Source organism: Mesorhizobium sp. CNPSo 4689, assembly GCF_057784325.1.
Map to the genome: position 1 here is coordinate 212,557 of NZ_JBWLUZ010000003.1, position 22,877 is coordinate 235,433.

A 22,877-nucleotide genomic window follows, 5' to 3' on the forward strand; every position below is an offset into this window, starting at 1 on the left:
AGCACTTCGTAAAGGAAGTTGCGGCTCGGGTTTTCTGTTTACCGGCCATTCACCTTGCCCGACTTCGAAGCCGAGTGAAAACAATGGCTTGACAGGAGATGGCGGCTTTTGCGGTCGCGGCAGCGCCATCCGGCCGGATTCCTGCAACTCCCCTCATGCGGTTTCGAGGCCGCGGCAAGTGGAGGCGGAAAGATGCGGCGGTTCAGAGGTCTTGTTCAGGCGGCCGGCGGCTTTGCCAGGGATCGTGGCGGAAACTTTGCCATCGTCTTCGGCTTCGCGGCGTCGGTGCTGGCGCTGGGCGTCGGCTTCGCAGTCAATGTCTCCCAACTCTACAACGCCAAATTGAGCCTGCAGAGCATCGTGGACGCGGCGGTTACCTCGACGGCGCGCGATCTCACCACCGGCGTCATCAAGGAAGCCGATGCGAACAAGTCCGTGCAGGCCTTTCTCGATGCCAACAGCGCGGCCGGCATCCTGCAGACCGACCAGATCGTTCTCGACAAATTGACGGTCGACAAGACGGCCAAGACCGTCCGGGCGGACGTCCATGCCGATGTCGCCTTCTATTTCCCGCTGTTCAGCATGGGCGACATGCAGCGCGTGGGCGTCTCCACCACGGCACTTTATTCGGACAAGACGATCGAGGTGGCAATGATGCTCGATGTGACCGGATCGATGACCGGTCAAAAGATAAAGGACTTGAGGGCCGCCGCCGCAAATGCGGTCGACAGCTTCCTCGACAATCAGAACCAGGCCAACCCCAGGGTGCGGGTGTCGATCGTGCCCTACGCCAATTCGATCAATGCCGGTTCGCTTGCGGAAAGCAGCGTCTATGTCGAAACCAAGGCCGGCCAGCGCAAACAGGCTCCGGGCAATGACGACCCGAAATATGTCGCGGCCTCGTCGCGCCCGGACAATTGCGCCACCGAGCGCAAGGGCACCTATCAATATTCGGACACCGGCCCCGACGTCAGCATGGTCAATCGCGACTATTTCCTGTCGGACTTCGCAAAGAGCAGCCGCACGGCAGCTTGCCCGGCCGCTGCCCTGATGCCGCTGACGGCGGATGCCGATGCGCTGAAGAATGTCATCAAGACCTTTGCCGCCTCGGGCGGCACTGCCGGTCATATCGGCGTGCAATGGGCCTGGTACATGCTTTCCGAGAACTGGGGCAGCGTGATGAAGGCTTCGCAGCGGCCGGCAAAGATGGACCCGAAAAGGGTCGCCAAGATCGCGATCCTAATGACCGACGGCGAGTTCAACCTGTCCTATTTCGACGCCAGCAGCGTCGGCGAGGTCTACAACGACGCCGGCAAGGAACCGACCCGCACCGCGGCAAAGACACTGTGTGCCGCCATGCGCGACCAGGGCATCGAAATCTTCACCATCGGCTTCGACCTCCAGGAGAAGAACGCTAAGGCGACGCTGCAGGATTGCGCGAGCGCCGACACCGGCAAGATCAAGCACTTCTATCAGGCGGCCAACGGGACCGAACTCAACGCAGCATTCCTTGAAATCGCACGCAACATCGAGACGCTGACTATCAAGCGCTGATCCGCCGACTTCGGGCAGTCCGTGAGAACGGAAAAGGCCGCCGCTTCTTTCGAAGCCGGCGGCCTTCCGTGTTTCCGTCCATGGCGCGGTCTCTGGCGGCGACGCTCTCACGTCACCTGCCGCGCATCTCGCGCCTTAACGGGAAGACTGCTTCCCGAAAGTGCAATCCGCTGAGGCCACGTTCTGGAAAACGAAATCACTCGACATCGGATCACCTCCTTTCGATCTGTTGAACACACCCTCATGATGGGGTGCGTTGCAGCAAAAGACAAGACGCAGGTTTGAAAAAGCCAGAGGCGCCTTGTCAGACGAACCGCATCGGCGCGCCAACCTCGACCCGCCCCGGCCGGTCGACCGTGCAGTAGACGCCGAGATTATGGGCGTTGTGGCGCACCAGGTTGCGCAGGATTCCGGGATCGTTGTCGAAACCGTCCTGGGCGATGATGGTAAAGCCGCAGCGGCGGCAGGGTTCGGAGATAGTCAGCAGCAGGTCGCCGATCGCTAGCTTGCGGCCGATCCATTCCGTTTCGGGGAACGAGCCTTCGACCGGCTCCATGTCGACGACGATGTTGGGGCGGAAGCGGCGAGGATCGGCGGCACCTTCCGGATGCAGTGCCTTCAGCCGCGCCAGCGAGGCGGTGGTCAGCAGATGGATGGGGTTCTTGGCGTAGCGCTCCGCGGTCAGCGGGCCGGCATAGTCGGGCGCGGCGTTTTCGCGGCGGAACGGCCGGATCGAAGCTTCAAAGCCGAGAAAGGCTGAAATGGCGCGGTCGCTTTCGGCGCCGGATGCGGCCAGCCAATCGCCGTCGGGGAGGGCGATCTCCAGTTCGCGGTTGTTGGTCAGCCGGGTGCGGATGCGCGGCACCTTGTGCCATTTCACGTCGCGGTCGGGCCGTGCGATCTCATTGTCCGATCGATCGACGAGGCCGAACATGCGGTCTCCGTCGATGCTTTCGGGGCCGACCGAGATCGCGTCCAGGCGCTCGCCGGCGAGCGAGCTCGCCGGATAGCGCCAGAGCTGGGCAACCGCACCCAGGGCAGTCTTGTCCTGCATCATGCCTTCTTGTTCTGCCGGTTGGCGACAAGATCATCGACGACGGCCGGATCGGCCAGCGTCGAGGTGTCGCCGAGCGCGCCGAAATCGTCCTCGGCGATCTTGCGCAGAATGCGGCGCATGATCTTGCCGGAACGGGTCTTGGGCAGGCCCGGCGCGAACTGGATCTTGTCAGGCGTGGCGATGGCGCCGATCTCCTTGCGGACATGGTCGACCAGTTCCTTGCGCAGCGCCTCGCTCGACGCCTCGCCTGCCATCAGCGTGACATAGCAGTAGATGCCCTGGCCCTTGATGTCGTGCGGGTAGCCGACGACGGCGGCCTCGGAAACCTTGTCGTGACTGACCAAAGCCGATTCGACTTCCGCCGTGCCCATGCGGTGGCCGGAGACGTTGATGACGTCGTCGACGCGGCCGGTGATCCAGTAGTAGCCGTCTTCGTCGCGGCGGCAGCCGTCACCGGTGAAGTACTTGCCCTTGTAGGTGGAGAAATAGGTCTGCACGAAGCGCTCGTGATCGCCATAGACGGTGCGCATCTGGCCCGGCCAGGAATCGGTGATGCAGAGATTGCCGTCGGCCGCAGCCTCGAGCACCTTGCCATCGTTGTCGACCAGCTGCGGCTTGACGCCGAAGAAGGGCCGTGTCGCCGAACCCGCCTTGAGGTTGGTAGCGCCGGGCAGCGGCGTGATCAGGATGCCGCCGGTCTCGGTCTGCCACCAGGTGTCGACGATCGGCACCTTGCCGTTGCCGACGACGTTGAAATACCACTCCCAGGCTTCCGGATTGATCGGCTCGCCAACCGAGCCCAGCACGCGCAGCGACTTGCGCGAGGTCTCGGTGACGTGGCTGTCGCCGGCGCCCATCAGCGCGCGCAACGCCGTCGGCGCGGTGTAGAAGATGTTGACCTTGTGCTTGTCGATGACTTCCCAGAAGCGCGACTGCGACGGGTAGTTGGGCACGCCCTCGAACATCAGCGTGGTGGCGCCATTGGCGAGCGGCCCGTAGACGATGTAGCTGTGGCCGGTGACCCAGCCGACATCGGCGGTGCACCAGTAGATGTCGCCATCATGGTAGTCGAAGACATATTGGTGCGTCATCGAGACATAGACGAGATAGCCGGCGGTGGTGTGCAGCACGCCCTTCGGCTTGCCGGTCGAGCCCGATGTGTAGAGGATGAACAGTGGATCCTCGGCCTTCATCTTCTCCGGCTTGCAGTCGGCCTTGACCGTCGCGATCTCGTCATGGTGCCAGAGGTCGCGGCCCGCCACCCAGTTGATCTTGCCGCCGGTGCGGCGCACGACCAGCACCTTCTCGACCTTGGTGCCGGCCTTGGCGGCGATGTCGATCGCCTTGTCGGTGTTTTCCTTCAGGGGCACGTGCTTGCCGCCGCGCAGGCCCTCGTCGGCGGTGATGACGAAGGTCGATTTGCAGTCGTCGATGCGGCCGGCCAGCGCATCCGGCGAGAAGCCGCCGAAGACCACCGAATGGATGGCGCCTAGCCGCGTGCAGGCGAGCATCGCATAGGCCGCTTCCGGGATCATCGGCATGTAGATGGTGACGCGGTCGCCCTTCTTGACGCCGTGCTTCTTCAGCACATTGGCGAAGCGGCAGACATGCGCGTAGAGCTCGTTGTAGGTGACCTTCCTGTCGTCATAGGGATTGTCGCCTTCCCAGATGATGGCGGTCTGGTCGCCGCGCTTCTTCAGGTGCCGGTCGATGCAGTTGTATGAGACGTTGGTCTCGCCGTCCTCGAACCATTTGATCGAGACCTTGCCGTCGAAGGAGGTGTTCTTGACCTTGCTGAAAGGCTTGAACCAGTCGATGCGCTTGCCGTGCTTGCCCCAGAACTTGTCCGGGTTCTTGACGCTGTCTGCATACCATTTGAGGTAGGTGTCGTTGTCGATCAGCGCGTTCTTCTTCCACGCCGGCTGGATGCGATGGACATGAACCTCGGACATTTTTATTCCCCTCCCGAAACCAACGCGCCGGCTTGGGCGCCGGCGCCATCGCGGCAAAGCGGCCGCGAATTCGCGCGCATTATTAACAGTTCCACGATGACGGCAATATTAGACGTTGGATTCGCGCGGCGGGATGCCGCAGGGGCATGATCCGATGCTGTCAGCACTCGACCACGGTCGCTGCTAACTGCATGTTTTGGCGAGGAAAACCCGGATACGATCAGGAAAAATCAATAGACAGTTAAATAACAAGGCGCACAATCTGATGTCGGGAGGAAAGGAGAATCGACCCAGGGGGCTGCAATGCATGACCATTCCGAAATGGACCTGATGCTCAAAGGCTATGGCTTGACCACGGCCAAGATTCTTTATCATTTTCCCGACCATCCGCATCTGCTGCAGAGCTACATCTGGCAGGACTACGACATCGCGCCGAAATTCCCGGTGCTGATCCGCTTCATCGAGTTCTGGAAGACCAAGCTCGACGGCCCGCTGCATTCGGTGACCTATACGCACCAGAAGCTGATCGCGCCGAATGAGTGGCGCAAGGTCGATGGCGAGTTCGTGCTGCACTGAACGGCGAAGGCCGCCGTTCGGTGCGAGATCGCCGGTTTCAGACGGCGGGCGGGTTCAGCCGGGCGAAACCTTCCTGGCGGCGATAGGGGAAATAGGGGTAGGGCGCGGTGACCTCGCTTGCGGCATCGAGCCTCTTGATCTGCTCGGCGGTGAGCGTCCAGCCCACGGCGCTGAGGTTCTGGCGCAATTGCTCCTCGTTGCGGGCGCCGATGATGACGGAGGAGACCGTCGGGCGCTGCAGCAGCCAGTTGATGGCGATCTGCGGCGCGGTCTTGCCGGTTTCGGCAGCCACAGCGTCGAGCGCATCGATCACCCGAAAGAGAATCTCGTCCTCGACCGGCGGCCCGAAGCTTGCCGTGTCGTGCAGCCGGCTCTTTTCCGGCAAGGGCTGGCCGCGGCGGATCTTGCCGGTCAGGCGGCCCCAGCCGAGCGGGCTCCATACCAGCGCGCCGACGCCCTGGTCGAGGCCGAGCGGCATCAGCTCCCACTCATAGTCGCGCCCGACCAGCGAATAATAAACCTGATGGGCGATGTAGCGCGGGTAGCCGTGCCTGTCGGCGAGGCCGAGCGATTTCATCACCTGCCAGCCGGAGAAATTGGAGACGCCGACATAGCGCAATTTGCCGGCGCGCACGAGGTCGTCCAGCGTCGACAGCACCTCCTCGATCGGCGTGCCGGCATCGAAGGCATGCAGCTGCAGAAGGTCGATGTAATCGGTGCCGAGACGCCTCAGCGCATCTTCCACCGTCCTGATAAGCCGCGATCGCGAGGAGCCGAAGTCGGTTGGTCCATCGCCCATCGGCAAAGAAGTCTTGGTCGAGATCAGCACGGCGTCGCGGCGACCCTTGATGGCCGCGCCGAGTACCTCTTCCGACGCGCCGTTCGAATAGACGTCGGCGGTGTCGAAGAGATTGACGCCTGCCTCGAGGCAGATGTCGACCAGCCGCCGCGCTTCCTCGGCGTCGCTGTTACCCCAGGCCCCGAACAGCGGTCCCGAGCCGCCGAAGGTGCCGGCGCCGAATGAAAGCACGGGAACCTTCAGGCCCGATGCGCCAAGACGTCGATAGTCCATTTTTTGCTCCTGTGAGGTCGAGAGAGTTGTTGCTTTGAGGGTTCGTCACGAGCGGGCGGATGCCGGTTCGCCGAGCGCCGAGCCACGATCGAGGCGCAGCGCCAGTGCGGCCACGCCGAGCGCCGAAAGCGGCAGCAGGGCCGCGACCCAGGTGACGGCGCCGAGGCCGGGGCCGTGGGCGATCACCACGCCGCCCAGCCAGGCGCCTGCGGCGTTGCCGAGATTGAAGGCGGCGATGTTGAAGGACGAGGCGAGGCTTTGCCCGGCGCCTTCGGCCTTGTCCAGCACCCACATCTGCAGCGGCGCCACGGTGGCGAAAGCGGCGGCGCCGAGGAGGCCGACATAGAGGACGGCCGTCACCTGGTTGTGCAAGGCGAGGGTCATGGTGGCGAGCACCAGCGCCAGCACGACGAGGCTGCCGAGCACGGACGGCACCAGCCAGCGGTCGGCTGCCTTGCCACCAATGAGATTGCCGGCGATGAGGCCGCCGCCGAAGACGAGCAGGATGGGCGACACCGCCGCTTCGCCAAAGCCGGTGATCTCGGTAAGCAAAGGAGCGATGTAGGTGAAGACGGCGAACACGCCGGCATAGCCAAGCACGGTGGTGGCGAAGCCAAGCAATACCGGTGCGCGGGCAAGGACGGCAAGATCGGCGCTGAGCTTGCTCTTCTCCGGCTCTGCCTGGTCGCGCGGTACCAGAAGGAGAATGATGGCGAAGGCAGCGAGCCCGACCAAGGTCACCGCAAAGAAGGTCGCGCGCCAGCCGAGGGCCTGGCCGAGCCAGGTGCCGAAGGGAACGCCGAGGATGTTGGCGATGGTGAGCCCGGTGAACATCAGGGCTATCGCCGACGCCTTCTTGTTGGGCGCGACCAGCCCGGTCGCCACGACCGAGCCGACGCCGAAGAAGGTGCCATGGGCAAAGGCGGTGAGCACGCGGGCGCCCATCAGCGTCCAGTAGTCGGGGGCTAAAGCGCAGGCGAGATTGCCGATGGTGAAGATCGCCATCAGCGCCAGAAGCACCGTCTTGCGCGGCCAGCGGCCGGTGGCGACAGTCAGGAGCGGCGCGCCGATGACGACGCCGAGCGCATAGCCTGAAATGAGCTGGCCGGCGGCCGAGATCGAGACGCCGAGATCGGTGCTGACGTCGAGCAGCAGGCCCATGATGACGAATTCGGTAACGCCGATGCCGAAGGCGCCGGCGGCAAGGGCATAGAGAGCAAGAGGCATGGCGGTCGTCCTGTTGGTCGCGGAAGGACGCCTGTCAGCGCGTCCCGACCCGGAAGATCGTGTCGCAACCAACTGTGAACCAGCCTTGCTCCGGGCATACTTTCTGTGAAATAGATTCACGAATGGCGAGACCAGAGACAAACCGCTCCGGCGAGATCGAAGTGTTCGTCCGCGTCGTCGAGGCGGGCAGTTTTTCGGCGGCGGCGCGGGCGTTGCGGATGACGCCGTCGGCGGTGAGCAAGCTGATCGCGCGGCTGGAGGCCCGGCTTGGCGCGCGCCTGGTCAGCCGCTCGACGCGACGGCTGCAGCTCACGCCGGAGGGCATCGCCTTCCATGACAGCGGCGTGCGCATCCTCGCCGACATGGCGGCGGCCGAGCGAGAAGCAGCTGCAGGGGCAGCACCGCGCGGCCTGCTGCGGGTCAACAGCTATGTCCCCTTTGGCCAGCACCGGCTGATCCCGCTGCTGCCGCGCTTCCTCGAACGCTATCCCGAGATCTCGGTCGACCTTGTGCTGACCGACCATGTCATCGATCTGATGGAGGAGCGCGCCGATGTCGCCATCCGTGCCGGGCCGCTCGGCGAATCGCGGCTGGTGGCGCGCAAGCTCGGGCAAAGCCGGACAGTCGTGGTCGCGGCACCCTCCTACCTCGACGCCCATGGCACGCCGCGGACACCGGTCGATCTCGACCGCCACAACCGGATGGGCTTCCGCTTCGCGCGCCATATCGACGGCTGGCCGTTTGTCGACAGAGCCGACCGCTCCATCGTGGTCCCGACCACCGGAAGCGCGCTGGTCAGCGATGGCGAGGCGATGCGGCTGATGGCACTTTCAGGCGCGGGCATAGCCCGGCTGGCGCGCTGGCATGTCGCGGCCGACATCGCCGCCGGCCGGCTGGTGCCTTTGCTCGAGGACTTCAACCCCGGCGATGAGGAACTGACGCACGCTGTCTATGTCGGCCAGGGCAAGCACCTGCCGGCGCGGGTGCGGGCCTTTCTCGACTTTCTGGTCGAGACAGTACGGCTCTGAAAGACGTTCGGGAGCCGGTGGCTCCCGAACTGTCAGCTAGGGATGGCTGTTGCTTACGCCTTCGGTGCGAACGGCGCCGGGCGGCGGCCTGCCGCCTGCCGTTCCAACATCCAGCCGGGATATTCGGCCGGCAGAGCGCTCACCTCATCCAGCCTGGCGAGGTCGTCGGCGTCGAGCTTCAGCGCGGTCGCGGCAAGGTTCTGCTCGAGCTGCTCCATGCGGCTGGCGCCGATGATGACGCTCATCACGAAGGGTTTTGCCAGCACATAGCCGAGCGCCACCGTGGCGACGCTGACGCCGTGCTTCCCGGCAATGTCGCGCATGACGGCAACCGCTGCCCAGGCACGGTCCTCGTTGACCGGCGGGAAATTAAAGGACGCGCGGCGGCCTTCGCCATTGCCGGGCGCGCCCGGACCGTACTTGCCGGAGAGCAGGCCGCCCGCCATCGGCGACCACCCCATCAGGCCGAGCTTTTCCTCGTTGATCAAAGGCACGATCTCGCGCTCGAGATCGCGGCCGGCGATCGAATAATAGGATTGCACGGTCTCGAAGCGGGCAAAGCCCTTGCGCTCGGCGATGCCCAGCGCCTTGGCGATGCGCCAGGCCTGCCAGTTCGAGACGCCGACGTAACGCACCTTGCCGCTGGACACAAGATCGTCGAGCGCCCGCAGCGTCTCGTCGATCGGCGTCACCGCATCGGTGCCGTGCAGCTGGTAGAGATCGATATGGTCGAGCTGCAGCCGCTCGAGGCTGGCATCGACCGAATCCATGATATGGCCGCGTGAGGAGCCGCGCTGGTTCGGGCCACTGCCCATGGCGCCGTGGACCTTGGTGGCGATGACCACGTCCGACCTGACTACACCGAGGTTTTTCAGCGACTGGCCGAGCAGTTTTTCGGACTCACCGAACGAATAGACGTCGGCCGTGTCGAAGAAATTGACGCCCGCGGCAATGGACCGGCCGACGATCTCGTCAACGCCCTTCTGGTTCAGGCTGGCGATCAGGCCCCATTGGGCGTTTTCCCCGGCGGCGCCGAAGGTCATGGTGCCGAGGCAAAGTTCGGAGACGAACATCCCCGTGTTTCCGAGTTGGTTGTAGCGCATGGTGCGGCTCCGGGAGGTTTGGTGATGACGTCCGGAAAATAGGAACGGTACGTTCCGTTTCAAGCGCTGGCGCAATTGCGCTGTTGGGATTGGCTCAAGCTTCTGCTAGCGGCTGCCGAAGATCGCCGAGCCGACCCTGACGCTGGTGGCGCCGAAGGCGATGGCCGTATCGTAGTCGCCGGACATGCCCATCGACAGTCTTGCGACGCCGGCTTCCTTGCTGAGCTTCTCCAGCAGGGCGAAATGCGGGCCGGGATTCTCGTCGGCCGGCGGGATGCACATCAGGCCTTCGATGGCGAGGCCGTGAACCTCGCGGCAACGGGCGACGAAGGCGACGGCCTCGCGCGGCTCGATGCCTGCCTTCTGCGGCTCGGAGCCGGTGTTGACCTGCACGTAGAGCCTTGGTGTCCGGCCCTGCCGGGCGATCTCCTTGGCAAGCTCGGCCGCGATCTTCTCGCGATCGATCGTCTCGATGACGTCGAACAGGGCGACCGCTTCCTTCGCCTTGTTCGACTGTAGCGGACCGATGTGGTGCAGTTCGATTTCCGGGAATGCTGCCTTCAGCGCCGGCCATTTGGCTTGTGCTTCCTGCACGCGGTTCTCGCCGAAGACGTGTTGGCCGGCCTCGATCACCGGACGGATATCGGCGGCTTCGAAGGTTTTCGACACCGCGACCAGCGTCACAGCACCGGCATCTCGCCCGGCCTCGCGCTCGGCGGCGGCGATCCGCGCCTTGACGGCAAAAAGCTGTTCGACGGCGTTCGCCATGCCTAAATCCTGCCTGTCTTTATCGCTCTCGGCCGGATCGCCGCAGTTGACGGGTCCGGCAATCCATGGTGAACACCGCGACGACATTTTCCCTGGCCGCCGGCCATTGTCCGGTGGCTCGTGCCTGCTTTTAAGTGAAAAACATCCGATGGCAACCGAACGATACAATCCGCGCGCGTCAGAGCCCAAATGGCAGAAGGCCTGGGACGCCAAGAAGCTGTTCGAAGCGCAAAACGACGACCCGCGTCCGAAATACTATGTGCTGGAGATGTTCCCCTATCCGTCGGGGAAGATCCATATCGGCCACACCCGCAACTACACGATGGGCGACGTGGTGGCGCGCTACAAGCGGGCCAAGGGGTTCAGCGTGCTGCACCCGATGGGCTGGGACGCCTTCGGTATGCCGGCCGAGAACGCGGCGATGCAGAACAAGGTCCATCCCAAGGACTGGACCTATGAGAACATCGCCGCCATGCGCGAGCAGCTCAAGGTCATGGGCCTGTCGCTCGACTGGGCGCGCGAATTCGCCACTTGCGACGTCGACTACTACCACCGCCAGCAGATGCTGTTCCTCGACTTCGTCGAGAAAGGGCTGGTGACGCGCAAATCCTCCAAGGTCAACTGGGACCCGGAGGACATGACTGTGCTCGCCAACGAGCAGGTGATCGACGGGCGCGGCTGGCGCTCGGGCGCGCTGGTCGAACAGCGCGAGCTGACGCAGTGGTTCTTCAAGATCACCGACTATGCGCAGGACCTCTTGGATTCGCTCGAAGGCCTCGACGAGTGGCCGGAGAAGGTCAAGCTGATGCAGCACAACTGGATCGGCCGCTCGGAAGGGCTGCTGATCCGCTGGCCGCTGGCCGCACCGATTGCCGGCGAGCATGAACTCGAAGTGTATACGACCAGGCCCGATACCATCTTCGGCGCCTCCTTCATGGCTGTCGCCGCCGATCATCCGCTGGCGAAAAAGGCCGCGGAAGACAATCCGGCGCTGGCCAAGTTCATCGAAGAGGTCCGCCACATGGGCACCTCGGTGGCGGCGCTGGAGACGGCCGAGAAGAAGGGTTTCGACACCGGCATCCGCGTCGTCCATCCGTTCGACGACAGCTGGACGCTGCCGGTCTATGTCGCCAATTTCGTGCTGATGGAATACGGTACCGGCGCCATCTTCGGCTGCCCGTCCGGCGATCAGCGCGACCTCGACTTCGCCAACAAATACGGCCTGCCGGTGGTACCGGTGGTGATGCCGGAAGACGCCGATGCGAAAACCTTCCAGATCATCGAGGAGGCCTATGACGGCGACGGTGTGATGATCAATTCGCGCTTCCTCGACGGTATGACGCCGGAGAAGGCGTTCGACGAGGTGGCGAAGCTGCTCGAGCAGAAAACCATCGGCAACCGGCCGATGGCGGAGCGCAAGGTGAACTTCCGCCTGCGCGACTGGGGCATTTCGCGCCAGCGCTACTGGGGCTGCCCGATCCCGATGATCCATTGCGAGGATTGCGGCGTGGTGCCGGTGCCGAAGGCCGATCTGCCGGTCAAGCTGCCCGACGACATTGAGTTCGACCGGCCGGGCAACCCGCTCGACCGCCACCCGACCTGGCGGCATGTCAACTGCCCGCAATGCGGCAAGGCGGCACGGCGCGAGACAGACACGATGGACACGTTCGTCGATTCGTCCTGGTATTTCGCGCGCTTCACCGCGCCCTGGGCCAACGATCCCACCGACCCGCGGGCGGCCAATGAATGGCTGGCGGTCGATCAGTATATTGGCGGCATCGAGCATGCGATCCTGCATCTGCTCTATTCGCGCTTCTTCACCCGTGCCATGCGCGAGACCGGACATCTCGACCTGGCCGAGCCGTTCAAGGGCCTGTTTACGCAAGGCATGGTGGTGCACGAGACCTACCGGGTCGGCAGCGCGTCCAACGGCCGCTGGCTGTCGCCCGGCGAGGTCAGGCTGGAGGACGTCGACGGCAAGCGCAGCGCCATCGAGATCGCCACCGGCGATGAGGCCGTGATCGGCCCGCTGGAGAAGATGTCGAAGTCGAAGAAGAACACGGTGAGCCCGGAAGAGATCACCGACGGCTACGGCGCCGACACCGCGCGCTGGTTCATGCTGTCGGATTCGCCGCCCGAGCGCGACGTCGAATGGACCGACGATGGCGCGGCCGGCGCGCACCGCTTCGTCCAGCGCGTCTGGCGACTGGTGTCAATGGCTGCCGAGTCGCTGGCCGGCATCCAGCCGGCGGCGGCGCAGGACGGTGAGGCGGGTGCTGTTTCCAAAACCGCGCACAAGATCCTGAAAGCGGTCGGCGAAGACATCGAGAAGCTCGCCTTCAACCGCGCCATTGCCCGCGTCTACGAGCTCGCCAATGCCTTGACCGCGCCGCTCAACGAGGTCGCCGAAGGCAAGGCCGATCCGGCGCTGAAAGGCGCTTGCCGAGAGGCGGTGGCGATCCTGGTACACCTGGTCGCGCCGGTCATGCCGCATCTGGCCGAGGAGTGCTGGGAGACGCTCGGCGGCACCGATATGGTCGCCGAACGGCCGTGGCCTGTCTACGATCCGGCGCTGGTCGTCGACAACGAGATCGTGCTGCCGGTGCAGGTCAACGGCAAGAAGCGCGGCGATTTGACAATTGCCCGCGACGCGGACCAAGGTGCCGTCGAAAAAGCGGTGCTGGCCCTCGACTTCGTGCAGAAAGCGCTCGAAGGTAAGGCGCCCCGCAAGGTGATCATCGTGCCGCAGAGGATCGTCAATGTCGTTGCCTGAGCTTGGAAGGACGACGCGTTTTCTGCGCCGTGCAGCACTGTGCGGCCTGGTCGCCTCGGCCGCGCTGGTTTCGGCCTGCACGGTGCGTCCGCTCTATTCGAACGCGCCGCTCACCGCCGGTTCGACCGTCGGCGCCGCCGCCGAACTGGCGTCGATCTCGATCAAGCCGGTCAAGACCCGTTACGCCCAGCAGGTGCGTAACAATCTGATCTTCGGGCTCGGCCAGGGCGCGGGCGAGCCGGCCTCGCCGGTCTACACGCTCGATCTCGGCGTCAGCGAATTGGTCGAATCGGCGGCCCTTGTGCAGATCCAGACCGACGAGGACGAGCCGACGGCCGGCACGGTGACGCTGACCTCGAACTATGTGCTGACCGACGCCAGGACCGGCGCGGTGATCGCAACCGGCAAGCGCTCGGTGCCGTCATCGTTCGACAGGCCAACCCAGGAATACGCCTCCTACCGGGCACAGCTCGACGCGGAAAACCGCGCCGCGCGCGAACTGGCGGAACTGCTGCGGCTATCGGTCGCCCAGGATCTGGTCAAGCACGGCAAGAAGGCCTGATCACTTCCCATTTTGCCGGTATGGAATACGCAAGAAAAAAGGCCGATTGCTCGGCCTTTTTTCACAAATCCCGTTAGCTCCGTATCAGCCGATCTTCTGGCCGGTCTTGGCCCAGTCGGCGAGGAACGCCTCGAGGCCCTTGTCGGTCAGCGGGTGCTTGACCAGTGCCTTCAGCGTCGCCGGCGGCGCGGTGATGACGTCGGCGCCGATCAGCGCCGCCTGCTTGACGTGGTTCACGGTGCGGACCGACGCCGTCAGGATCTCGGTCGGGTAGTCGTAATTGTCGTAGATCTGCCGGATCTCCTGGATCAGTTCCATGCCGTCCGAGCCGGTATCGTCGATGCGGCCGACGAAGGGCGAGATGAAGGAGGCGCCGGCCTTGGCGGCCAGCAGCGCTTGGTTGGCGGAGAAGCACAGCGTCACATTGACCATCCGGTTCATCTGCGTGCGGATCGTCTTGCAGGCCTTCAGCCCGTCCAGCGTCAGCGGCACCTTGATGCAGACATTGGGCGCGATCTTGGCCAGCACCTCGGCCTCCGCCATCATGTCCTTGAATTCGGTGGCCACCACTTCGGCCGAGACCGGACCGTCGACGATGTCGCAGATCTGCTTGGTGACATCGGCGATCTTGCCGCCGGACTTCAGGATCAGCGAGGGATTGGTGGTGACGCCATCGAGCAGGCCAAGATCGTTCAGCTCACGGATTTCCTTGACATCGGCGGTGTCGACAAAAAATTTCATGATGGGGTCTCCTGAAGATTTTCATGTGCATGCCATGCACATTCGGGGTCGGTCTTTGCTCTAGACCAAAGTCGGGGCAAGGTCACGCCTCATGGAAGAAGATTCGCCCTTTGTCGCAGCCGCGCCCGTGCTGGTGCCGATGCCCGCCGAGCGGCCCTACACCTATGCTGTGCCGATGGGCATGCGGGTGGTGCCGGGCTCGATCGTGCGCGTGCCGCTGGGACCGCGCCAGGTTGCCGGCATCGTCTGGGACGGCGTCGTCGAAAAGGTCGACGCAAAGAAATTGCGACCGATCGAACAAGTCTTCGACTGCCCGCCGATCGACCGCGCGATGCGCCGCTTCGTCGACTGGATCGCCCAATACACGCTGTCGCCGCCCGGCATGGTGGCGCGCATGCTGCTGCGGGCGCCGGAGGCCTTCGACCCGGAGCCATGGATAGAAGGGCTGCAGCGCACCATGCTCCGGCCCGACCGGATGACGGAGGCGAGGACACGGGTGCTGGAGACGGCCGAAGGCGGGCTTGCCTGGACGCGCTCGGGCCTGGCGCATGCCGCCGGCGTGTCCTCGACCGTCATCGACGGCTTGCGGGCTCAAGGCGTGTTCGAGGCCGTGATGATCCCGCCGCGACCGGTGGTCGCAGCGCCCGACCCTGCCTATGCCCAGCCTGCGCTGATGCCCGACCAGGAGGATGCGGCCGTGATGCTGCGCGCCGGTGTGTCGGCCGACGCGTTCGGCGTCACCTTGCTCGACGGCGTCACCGGCTCCGGCAAGACGGAAGTCTATTTCGAGGCGGTGGCGACGGCACTCGACAAGGGCAGGCAGGTGCTGATCCTGCTGCCGGAAATCGCGCTGACGCACGCCTTCCTGGAACGCTTCCAGGACCGTTTCGGCGCCAAGCCGGCGGAGTGGCATTCCGACCTGCCGCCGCGGATGCGCGAACGCGTCTGGCGGCAGGTTGCGGAAGGCGGCGTGCGCGTCGTCGCCGGCGCGCGCTCGGCGCTGTTCCTGCCGTTCCGCGATCTCGGGCTGATCGTCGTCGACGAGGAGCACGACCCCGCCTACAAGCAGGAGGACCGCGTCTTCTACAATGCGCGCGACATGGCCGTTGTGCGCGGCCATATTGGCGGCTTTCCGGTGGTGCTCGCCTCGGCGACGCCGTCGGTCGAAAGCCGGGTCAATGCGAGCCAGGGCCGCTATAGCAGGGCGGTGCTTTCGGGGCGCTTTGCTGAAGCCGCGCTTCCCGACCTGAAGACCATCGACATGCGCCGCGCGCCGCCGGCACGTGGCGGCTTCCTGTCGCCGCTGATGCTCGACCATATGAAGCGGACACTGGAGCGGCAGGAACAATCGTTGCTGTTCCTCAACCGGCGCGGCTACGCGCCGCTGACGCTGTGCCGGGTCTGCGGCCATCGCTTCGGCTGCCCGGTCTGTTCGGCCTGGCTGGTCGAGCACCGCTTTCGCGGCCAGCTCGTCTGTCACCATTGCGGGCACAATGAACGCCGCCCGGATGCCTGCCCGGAATGCGGCACGCTCGACCATCTCGTCGCCTGCGGGCCGGGTGTCGAGCGCATCGCCGAAGAGGTCGTCACGCATTTCCCCGACGCCCGCACCATCGTCCTGTCGTCCGACCTGATGGGCGGGGTGCGGCGGCTGCGGCTCGAACTCGAGGCCATCGCCAATGGCGAAGCCGACATCGTCATCGGCACGCAGCTTGTCGCCAAGGGCCACAATTTTCCGAACATGACATTGGTCGGGGTGGTCGACGCCGATCTCGGTCTTGCCAATGGCGATCCGCGCGCCGCCGAGCGCACCTTCCAGCTGCTCAGCCAGGTGACGGGGCGAGCCGGCCGCACGGGCAAGAAGAGTCTCGGCCTGCTGCAAACCTTCCAGCCCGAGCATCCGGTGATGCGCGCGATCGTCTCCGGCGACGCCGAGGCTTTTTACGAGCGCGAGATCGCCGAGCGCGAGCGGGCGGCCCTGCCGCCCTTCGGCCGGCTCGCCGGCGTCATCGTTAGCGCCGTGACGCGGGCGGGAGCGGAGGGCCATGCACGCGGCCTGCGCCGCGCAGCACCTCAGGCCAGCGACCTGTTCGTGCTCGGCCCGGCTGAGGCGCCGCTGTCATTGCTCGGCGGCCGCCATCGCTTCCGCCTGCTGATCCAGGGCGAGCGGCGCGCCGACATGCAAGGTTTCATCCGCGCCATGCTGTCCGAAGGGCCGAAGCTGCGCGGCTCGGTCCGGGTGCAGGTCGATATCGATCCGCAGAGCTTTTTGTGAGATTGATCATGCAAATCGGAGGGCGGATCAGATGAAAACCCTGGGCCTGCTCGGCGGCATGAGCTGGGAATCGACCGCGATCTATTATCGCCTGCTGAACGAGATCGTGCGCGAGCGGCTGGGCGGGCTGCATTCGGCGAAGCTGCTGCTCTGGTCGTTCGACTTCGCCGAGATCGCCGAACGGCAGCACCACGGCGATTGGGACGGCGCTGGCGTGCTTCTCGTCGAAGCCGCGCGCAAGCTCGAAGCCGGCGGTGCGCAGGGGCTTCTGATCTGCACCAACACCATGCACAAGCTCGCGGATGAAGTGCAGGCGGCGGTGTCTATCCCGCTGATCCACATCGCCGATGCCACCGCGGTCGCCGTCAAGGCCGCCGGCGTCAGGCGCCCGGCGCTGCTGGCGACGCGGTTCACCATGGAGCAGGATTTCTACAAGGGCCGGCTTGCCGACCGATACGGCCTGCAGCCGGTGGTGCCGGATCAGGCCGGGCGCGACATGGTGCATCGCGTGATCTATGACGAACTCTGCCAGGGCATCGTCAACGGGCCATCGAAGGCGGCCTATATCGACGAGGTCGACCGCTTGCGCCGCGATGAAAAGATCGATGGCGTCATCATGGGCTGCACCGAGATCACCATGCTGATCGGCCAGCCGGACTTCGACATTCCGGTGTTCGACACCACCCGCCTGCACGCCGAGGCGACGGTGGAATTCGCGCTCTCCTGATGCGACCTTCCTAAATTGCCGGCCGCCATCTGGCGCAAGGGTTTTCGTTCGCTAGAATGCTCGCAATTTCAAACAGGCATTTCGAGGGGACAAAATGGATTTTGTGTTTCCATGGCCGACGAGCCAGGGCGAGTGGCTGGCGTGGTCGAGCGCCGTCGTGACCTTGGCTCTCGGGCTTGTGCTGTTCCTGGCGCCGAACCTAGCCTTCCGGATACTCAGGCTGCAGGTCAAGCCCGAGAAAGCGGCGGCGATTGCCGAAGGGCGCGGCCGGATGTCGGGCTTCTATCTCGGTGTCAGCCTGTGCTGCATTTTGCTGGCGCAACCATGGCTCTACATGGCGCTCGGCTTCTCCTGGCTGTTCACAGCCTTCGGCCGCTTGCTGTCGATGATGTCGGACGGTGCCAACACGCCTTTCAACTGGGCGTCGATCATTGTGGAACTTGTGCTGGCGGCGCTGCCGCTTGCCTTTGTCTTCGGCTTTTTGCCCTGAATCCAACGGCTTCGGTCGAACTCCGCAACCGGATGCGACAAAAGTGCCTGAAAACCATGCGGAACGACGCATTGCGGTCTTAAAAGGCCTGTGCTAGACGGCAATCGACTTTCGGCCGGGGATAGCGGAAGCCGCGCCTCCGTGCTTGGAAAAATGCAGTAAGGTCAAAGATTTAGCCAGAGTTCTCGCTCGCGCCAACAATCTGCGGCCTGTCAGACAAGAGAAAAGACGGTCCGTGGCCCAATCGTCATCGCCAATCTCAGGTGTCGCAGAACGCTACGCGGGTTCGCTGTTCGAACTCGCCCAGCAGGCAAATTCCGTCGCCAAGGTCGAAACCGACCTCAACAGTTTCGAGGCGATGCTGGAAGGCAGCGCCGACCTCACGCGGCTGATCAGGAGCCCGGTGTTCTCCAGCGAGGACCAGGCCAAGGCGATCGCGGCGATCGCCGACAAGGCCGGGATCGCCGGGTTGACCGGCAATTTCCTGCGCGTCGTCGCCAAGAACCGCCGGCTGTTCGCCGTGCCGGGCATGATCAAGGCGTTTCGCCAGATCGCCGCCGAACATCGTGGCGAGGCTGCTGCCGAGGTGACGTCCGCGCATGAGCTGACCCCTGCCCAGCAGACCGAACTGAAGGCGGCGCTGAAAAGCGTGGCCGGCAAGGATGTGGCCATCACCGTTACCGTCGATCCGTCGCTGCTTGGCGGGCTGGTGGTCAAGATGGGCTCGCGCCAGATCGATACGTCATTAAAAACCAAACTCAATTCGCTCAAGCTTGCACTGAAAGAGGTCGGCTGATGGACATCCGCGCCGCGGAAATTTCCGCAATTCTGAAAGACCAGATCAAGAATTTCGGCAAGGAGGCCGAGGTCTCCGAAGTCGGCCAGGTGCTGTCCGTCGGTGACGGTATCGCCCGCGTCTACGGCCTCGACAACGTCCAGGCCGGCGAAATGGTCGAGTTCCCCGGCGGCATCCGCGGCATGGCGCTCAACCTCGAAGCCGACAATGTCGGCGTCGTCATCTTCGGCGCCGACCGCGACATCAAGGAAGGCGACACCGTCAAGCGCACGGGCGCCATCGTCGACGTTCCGGTCGGTCCGGGCCTGCTCGGCCGCGTCGTCGACGCGCTCGGCAATCCGATCGACGGCAAGGGTCCGATCAAGGCAGTCGAGCGCAAGCGCGTCGACGTCAAGGCGCCCGGCATCATCCCGCGCAAATCGGTGCATGAGCCGATGTCGACCGGCCTCAAGGCCATCGACGCGCTGATCCCGGTCGGCCGCGGCCAGCGCGAGCTGGTCATCGGCGACCGCCAGACCGGCAAGACCGCCATCATCCTCGACACGATGCTGAACCAGAAGTCGGTGCACGACAACGGTCCCGAGAAGGAGAAGCTCTACTGCGTCTACGTCGCCGTCGGCCAGAAGCGCTCGACCGTCGCGCAGTTCGTCAAGGTGCTGGAAGAGCGCGGCGCGCTCGACTATTCGATCATCATCGCCGCCACCGCGTCCGACCCGGCGCCGATGCAGTTCCTGGCGCCGTTCGCCGGCTGCACCATGGGCGAATATTTCCGCGACAACGGCATGCACGCGCTGATCAGCTATGACGATCTGTCGAAGCAGGCCGTCGCCTATCGCCAGATGTCGCTCTTGCTGCGCCGCCCGCCGGGCCGCGAAGCCTATCCGGGCGACGTGTTCTACCTGCATTCGCGCCTGCTCGAGCGAGCCGCCAAGCTCAATGACGACAATGGCAACGGGTCGCTGACCGCGCTGCCGATCATCGAGACGCAGGCCAACGACGTGTCGGCCTACATCCCGACCAACGTCATCTCGATCACCGACGGCCAGATCTTCCTGGAAACCAATTTGTTCTTCCAGGGCATCCGTCCGGCGGTCAACGTCGGCCTGTCGGTGTCGCGCGTCGGTTCGTCGGCGCAGATCAAGGCGATGAAGCAGGTCGCCGGCTCGATCAAGGGCGAGCTCGCGCAGTACCGCGAAATGGCGGCCTTCGCGCAGTTCGGCTCCGACCTCGACGCCGCCACGCAGCGCCTGCTCAACCGCGGCTCGCGCCTGACCGAGCTTTTGAAGCAGCCGCAGTTCTCGCCGCTCAAGGTCGAGGAGCAGGTCGCGGTGATCTTCGCCGGCGTCAACGGTTACCTCGACAAGCTGGCGATCAATCAGGTCGGCAAGTTCGAACATGGGCTGCTCAGCCACATGCGCTCGGCCGGCAAGGACGTGCTCGATGGCATCCGCAAGGAGAAGGCGCTGTCGGATGATCTGCGCGCCAAGCTGAAGGCGGAAATCGACGCCTTCGCCAAGACCTTTGCTTGAACGAAGCCGGACGCACGGGATCAGGTTTGAAGCATGCCTTCATTAAAAGACCTTCGTAACCGTATCGCCTCGGTTAAGGCGACGCAGAAGATCACCAAGGCGATGCAGATGGTCGCCGCGGCGAAGCTGCGCCGCGCGCAGGAGGCTGCGGAAGCGGCGCGTCCCTATTCCGAGCGGATGGGCGCGGTTCTGGCCAACATCACCCAGGCGGTCGGCGGCGGTGGCGATGCCCCGGCGCTGATGACCGGCACCGGCAAGGACGACGTGCATCTGCTCGTCGTCTGCACCGCCGAGCGTGGCCTGTGCGGCGGCTTCAACTCGCAGATCGCGCGTTTCGCCCGGGATCACATCCGCCGGCTGCTGGCGGACGGCAAGCAGGTCAAGATCATCTGCGTCGGCAAGAAGGGTTTTGACATATTGCGCCGTGACTACGCGTCACAGATCATCGACCGTGTCGATCTGCGCGAGGTCAAGACGCTTGGCTTCGTCAACGCCGACGCGATTGCCCGCAAGGTCATTCACCTCTTCGGCGAGGGCAGCTTCGACGTCTGCACGCTGTTCTATTCGCAGTTCAAGTCGGTGATCAGCCAGATCCCGACCGCGCAACAGATCATTCCGGCCGGTGTGGCCTCCGCTCCGGCCGCAGCGGCGGACGGCGGCAATGCCGTCTACGAATATGAGCCGGAGCCGGGCGAGATCCTCTCCGACCTCATTCCGCGCAACATCTCGGTGCAGGTCTTCCGCGCGCTGCTCGAAAACGCAGCTGGCGAGATGGGTGCCAAGATGAGCGCCATGGACAATGCGACGCGCAACGCCGGCGACATGATCAACAAATTGTCGATCACCTACAACCGCCAGCGGCAGGCGCAGATCACCAAGGAATTGATCGAAATCATTTCGGGCGCCGAGGCGCTCTAGGCACGCTCGCAAGAAGGTCATCGACCTTCCGGCGTGCGAAAAACAAAGAGACGAAAAAGGGCAAAGACGATGGCGAAAGCAGCGACCCCCCAGAAGGCAGCCTCGAAGACGGCGACCCCCAAGGCGGCAGCGCCGGCAAAGGCTCCGGCAGCAGCAGCGAAGGCGGCTCCGGCCAAGAAGGCGGCAGCGCCGGCCAAGGCCGCTGCAGCCAAGACGCCAGCCGTTACCATCAAGAAGACGGGTGCGGTCGGCAAGGTTCGCCAGGTCATCGGCGCCGTCGTCGACGTGCAGTTCGGCGAGCATCTGCCGGCGATCCTGAACGCGCTGGAGACGGTCAATGTCGGCAACCGCCTCGTGCTCGAGGTCGCACAGCATCTTGGTGAAAACACCGTGCGCTGCATCGCCATGGACTCGACCGAAGGTCTGGTTCGCGGCCAGGACGTCTATGACACCGGCGCGCCGATCACCGTGCCGGTCGGCCCGGGCATGCTTGGCCGCATCATCAACGTCATTGGCGAGCCGGTCGACGAAGAGGGCCCGGTCGACGGTATCGAAATGCGCGCCATCCACCAGCCGGCGCCGACCTATGTCGAGCAGTCGACGGAAGCGCAGATCCTGGTCACCGGCATCAAGGTTCTCGACCTGCTCGCGCCCTACGCCCGCGGCGGCAAGATCGGCCTGTTCGGCGGCGCCGGCGTCGGCAAGACCGTGCTGATCCAGGAACTGATCAACAACGTCGCCAAGGCGCATGGCGGCTTCTCGGTGTTCGCCGGCGTCGGCGAGCGCACCCGCGAGGGCAATGACCTCTATCACGAGTTCATCGAGTCCGGCGTCAACAAGAAGGGCGGCGGCGCCGGTTCCAAGGCAGCACTCGTCTACGGCCAGATGAACGAGCCGCCGGGTGCGCGTGCCCGCGTCGGCCTGACCGGTCTGACGGTCGCCGAATATTTCCGCGACCAGGGCCAGGACGTGCTGTTCTTCGTCGACAACATCTTCCGTTTCACGCAGGCGGGTTCGGAAGTGTCGGCGCTGCTTGGCCGTATTCCTTCGGCCGTGGGTTATCAGCCGACTCTCGCCACCGACATGGGCGCGCTGCAGGAGCGCATCACCACGACGACCAAGGGCTCGATCACCTCGGTGCAGGCGATCTACGTGCCGGCCGACGACCTGACCGACCCGGCGCCGGCGACCTCGTTCGCCCACCTCGACGCGACGACCGTGCTCAACCGCGCGATCTCGGAAAAGGGCATCTACCCGGCCGTCGACCCGCTTGACTCGACCTCGCGCATGCTCGACCCGATGGTCGTCGGCGAAGAGCACTACCAGGTCGCCCGCCTGGTGCAGTCGATCCTCCAGCGCTACAAGTCGCTGCAGGACATCATCGCCATCCTGGGCATGGACGAGCTGTCCGAAGAGGATAAGCAGACCGTTGCCCGCGCCCGCAAGATCGAGCGCTTCCTGTCGCAGCCGTTCTTCGTCGCCGAAGTGTTCACGGGTTCGCCGGGCAAGCTGGTCGACCTCGCCGACACCATCAAGGGCTTCAAGGGCCTCTGCGCCGGCGACTACGATCACCTGCCGGAGGCGGCCTTCTACATGGTCGGCGGCATCGACGAAGCGGTCGAGAAGGCTCAGCGCCTGGCGGCTGAAGCGGCGTAATCAAGCGAATAGGGAGTAGTGAGTAGTGAGTAGAGAATAGCAGGTGAGTGAGTTGGGCCAACTGGACCCCTTC

The 22,877-nt window shown here is 64.4% G+C and carries 19 protein-coding genes; 12 read left to right on the plus strand and 7 right to left on the minus strand.

Annotated features, from left to right (window positions below):
• Positions 1 to 192: 192 nt before the first annotated feature.
• Positions 193 to 1,554, plus strand: a complete 1,362-nt coding sequence (locus tag AC04SI_RS06060) for a pilus assembly protein TadG-related protein (RefSeq protein WP_404278701.1) — start codon at positions 193 to 195, stop codon at positions 1,552 to 1,554.
• Between the two features lie 304 nt (positions 1,555 to 1,858).
• Here AC04SI_RS06060 and AC04SI_RS06065 read toward each other — a convergent pair whose 3' ends face one another.
• Together AC04SI_RS06065 and acs are read right to left on the minus strand one after the other, a co-directional pair.
• Positions 1,859 to 2,608 (minus strand): MOSC domain-containing protein, encoded by a 750-nt coding sequence (locus tag AC04SI_RS06065; protein ID WP_404278703.1) that lies wholly within the window; start codon positions 2,606 to 2,608, stop codon positions 1,859 to 1,861.
• Positions 2,608 to 4,563: an acetate--CoA ligase gene (gene acs, locus AC04SI_RS06070; protein ID WP_404278706.1), complete on the minus strand. Its 1,956-nt coding sequence runs from the start codon at positions 4,561 to 4,563 to the stop codon at positions 2,608 to 2,610. Before acs ends, AC04SI_RS06065 begins: the two co-directional genes overlap by 1 nt.
• Before the next feature lie 303 nt (positions 4,564 to 4,866).
• Between acs and AC04SI_RS06075 the strand changes: the two genes are divergently transcribed.
• Positions 4,867 to 5,139 carry an usg protein gene (locus AC04SI_RS06075; RefSeq protein WP_192181965.1) on the plus strand — a complete coding sequence of 91 codons (273 nt, stop codon included), beginning with the start codon at positions 4,867 to 4,869 and terminating at the stop codon, positions 5,137 to 5,139.
• Positions 5,140 to 5,176: 37 nt separating this feature from the next.
• Here the strand turns inward: AC04SI_RS06075 and AC04SI_RS06080 are convergent, their stop codons facing one another.
• Complete coding sequence (locus tag AC04SI_RS06080) at positions 5,177 to 6,211, minus strand: aldo/keto reductase (protein ID WP_404278709.1); 1,035 nt, start codon at positions 6,209 to 6,211, stop codon at positions 5,177 to 5,179.
• Positions 6,212 to 6,256: 45 nt separating this feature from the next.
• Positions 6,257 to 7,438 (minus strand): MFS transporter, encoded by a 1,182-nt coding sequence (locus AC04SI_RS06085; protein WP_488474011.1) that lies wholly within the window; start codon positions 7,436 to 7,438, stop codon positions 6,257 to 6,259.
• A gap of 122 nt (positions 7,439 to 7,560) precedes the next feature.
• Here AC04SI_RS06085 and AC04SI_RS06090 point away from each other — a divergent pair, with 122 nt between their 5' ends.
• Positions 7,561 to 8,466: a LysR family transcriptional regulator gene (locus AC04SI_RS06090; RefSeq protein ID WP_404278713.1), complete on the plus strand. Its 906-nt coding sequence runs from the start codon at positions 7,561 to 7,563 to the stop codon at positions 8,464 to 8,466.
• Positions 8,467 to 8,519: 53 nt separating this feature from the next.
• On the opposite strand, the gene AC04SI_RS06095 is transcribed toward AC04SI_RS06090, so the two are convergent.
• On the minus strand, positions 8,520 to 9,569 hold the full coding sequence (locus AC04SI_RS06095) for an aldo/keto reductase (RefSeq protein WP_404278715.1): 1,050 nt from the start codon (positions 9,567 to 9,569) through the stop codon (positions 8,520 to 8,522).
• Between the two features lie 105 nt (positions 9,570 to 9,674).
• Positions 9,675 to 10,337, minus strand: coding sequence for a YggS family pyridoxal phosphate-dependent enzyme (locus AC04SI_RS06100; RefSeq protein ID WP_404278717.1), 663 nt, complete (start codon positions 10,335 to 10,337; stop codon positions 9,675 to 9,677).
• Positions 10,338 to 10,485: 148 nt separating this feature from the next.
• Here AC04SI_RS06100 and leuS point away from each other — a divergent pair, with 148 nt between their 5' ends.
• Complete coding sequence (gene leuS / locus AC04SI_RS06105; RefSeq protein WP_404278719.1) at positions 10,486 to 13,110, plus strand: leucine--tRNA ligase; 2,625 nt, start codon at positions 10,486 to 10,488, stop codon at positions 13,108 to 13,110.
• Positions 13,097 to 13,672, plus strand: a complete 576-nt coding sequence (locus tag AC04SI_RS06110) for a hypothetical protein (protein ID WP_404278721.1) — start codon at positions 13,097 to 13,099, stop codon at positions 13,670 to 13,672. Before leuS ends, AC04SI_RS06110 begins: the two co-directional genes overlap by 14 nt.
• Positions 13,673 to 13,756: 84 nt before the next feature.
• Here AC04SI_RS06110 and fsa read toward each other — a convergent pair whose 3' ends face one another.
• Entirely contained in the window at positions 13,757 to 14,413 is a 657-nt protein-coding gene (gene fsa / locus AC04SI_RS06115; RefSeq protein WP_404278723.1) for a fructose-6-phosphate aldolase, read from the minus strand.
• 91 nt (positions 14,414 to 14,504) lie between these two features.
• On the opposite strand from fsa, the gene AC04SI_RS06120 reads away from it, so the two are divergent.
• The 7 genes from AC04SI_RS06120 to atpD all read left to right on the plus strand — a co-directional run bounded on the left by AC04SI_RS06120 (position 14,505) and on the right by atpD (position 22,804).
• Positions 14,505 to 16,688: a primosomal protein N' gene (locus tag AC04SI_RS06120; protein WP_488474012.1), complete on the plus strand. Its 2,184-nt coding sequence runs from the start codon at positions 14,505 to 14,507 to the stop codon at positions 16,686 to 16,688.
• Between the two features lie 31 nt (positions 16,689 to 16,719).
• Positions 16,720 to 17,415, plus strand: coding sequence for an aspartate/glutamate racemase family protein (locus tag AC04SI_RS06125; protein WP_404278727.1), 696 nt, complete (start codon positions 16,720 to 16,722; stop codon positions 17,413 to 17,415).
• A gap of 94 nt (positions 17,416 to 17,509) precedes the next feature.
• Positions 17,510 to 17,905 (plus strand): AGROH133_08824 family phage infection protein, encoded by a 396-nt coding sequence (locus AC04SI_RS06130; RefSeq protein WP_006206550.1) that lies wholly within the window; start codon positions 17,510 to 17,512, stop codon positions 17,903 to 17,905.
• Between the two features lie 235 nt (positions 17,906 to 18,140).
• Positions 18,141 to 18,701, plus strand: a complete 561-nt coding sequence (locus tag AC04SI_RS06135) for a F0F1 ATP synthase subunit delta (protein ID WP_488474013.1) — start codon at positions 18,141 to 18,143, stop codon at positions 18,699 to 18,701.
• Complete coding sequence (gene atpA / locus AC04SI_RS06140) at positions 18,701 to 20,230, plus strand: F0F1 ATP synthase subunit alpha (protein WP_006206552.1); 1,530 nt, start codon at positions 18,701 to 18,703, stop codon at positions 20,228 to 20,230. The genes AC04SI_RS06135 and atpA overlap by 1 nt, the downstream gene beginning before the upstream one ends.
• A gap of 33 nt (positions 20,231 to 20,263) precedes the next feature.
• Complete coding sequence (locus tag AC04SI_RS06145) at positions 20,264 to 21,148, plus strand: F0F1 ATP synthase subunit gamma (RefSeq protein ID WP_404278732.1); 885 nt, start codon at positions 20,264 to 20,266, stop codon at positions 21,146 to 21,148.
• A gap of 69 nt (positions 21,149 to 21,217) precedes the next feature.
• On the plus strand, positions 21,218 to 22,804 hold the full coding sequence (gene atpD, locus AC04SI_RS06150; protein ID WP_404278734.1) for a F0F1 ATP synthase subunit beta: 1,587 nt from the start codon (positions 21,218 to 21,220) through the stop codon (positions 22,802 to 22,804).
• Positions 22,805 to 22,877 lie beyond the last annotated feature (73 nt).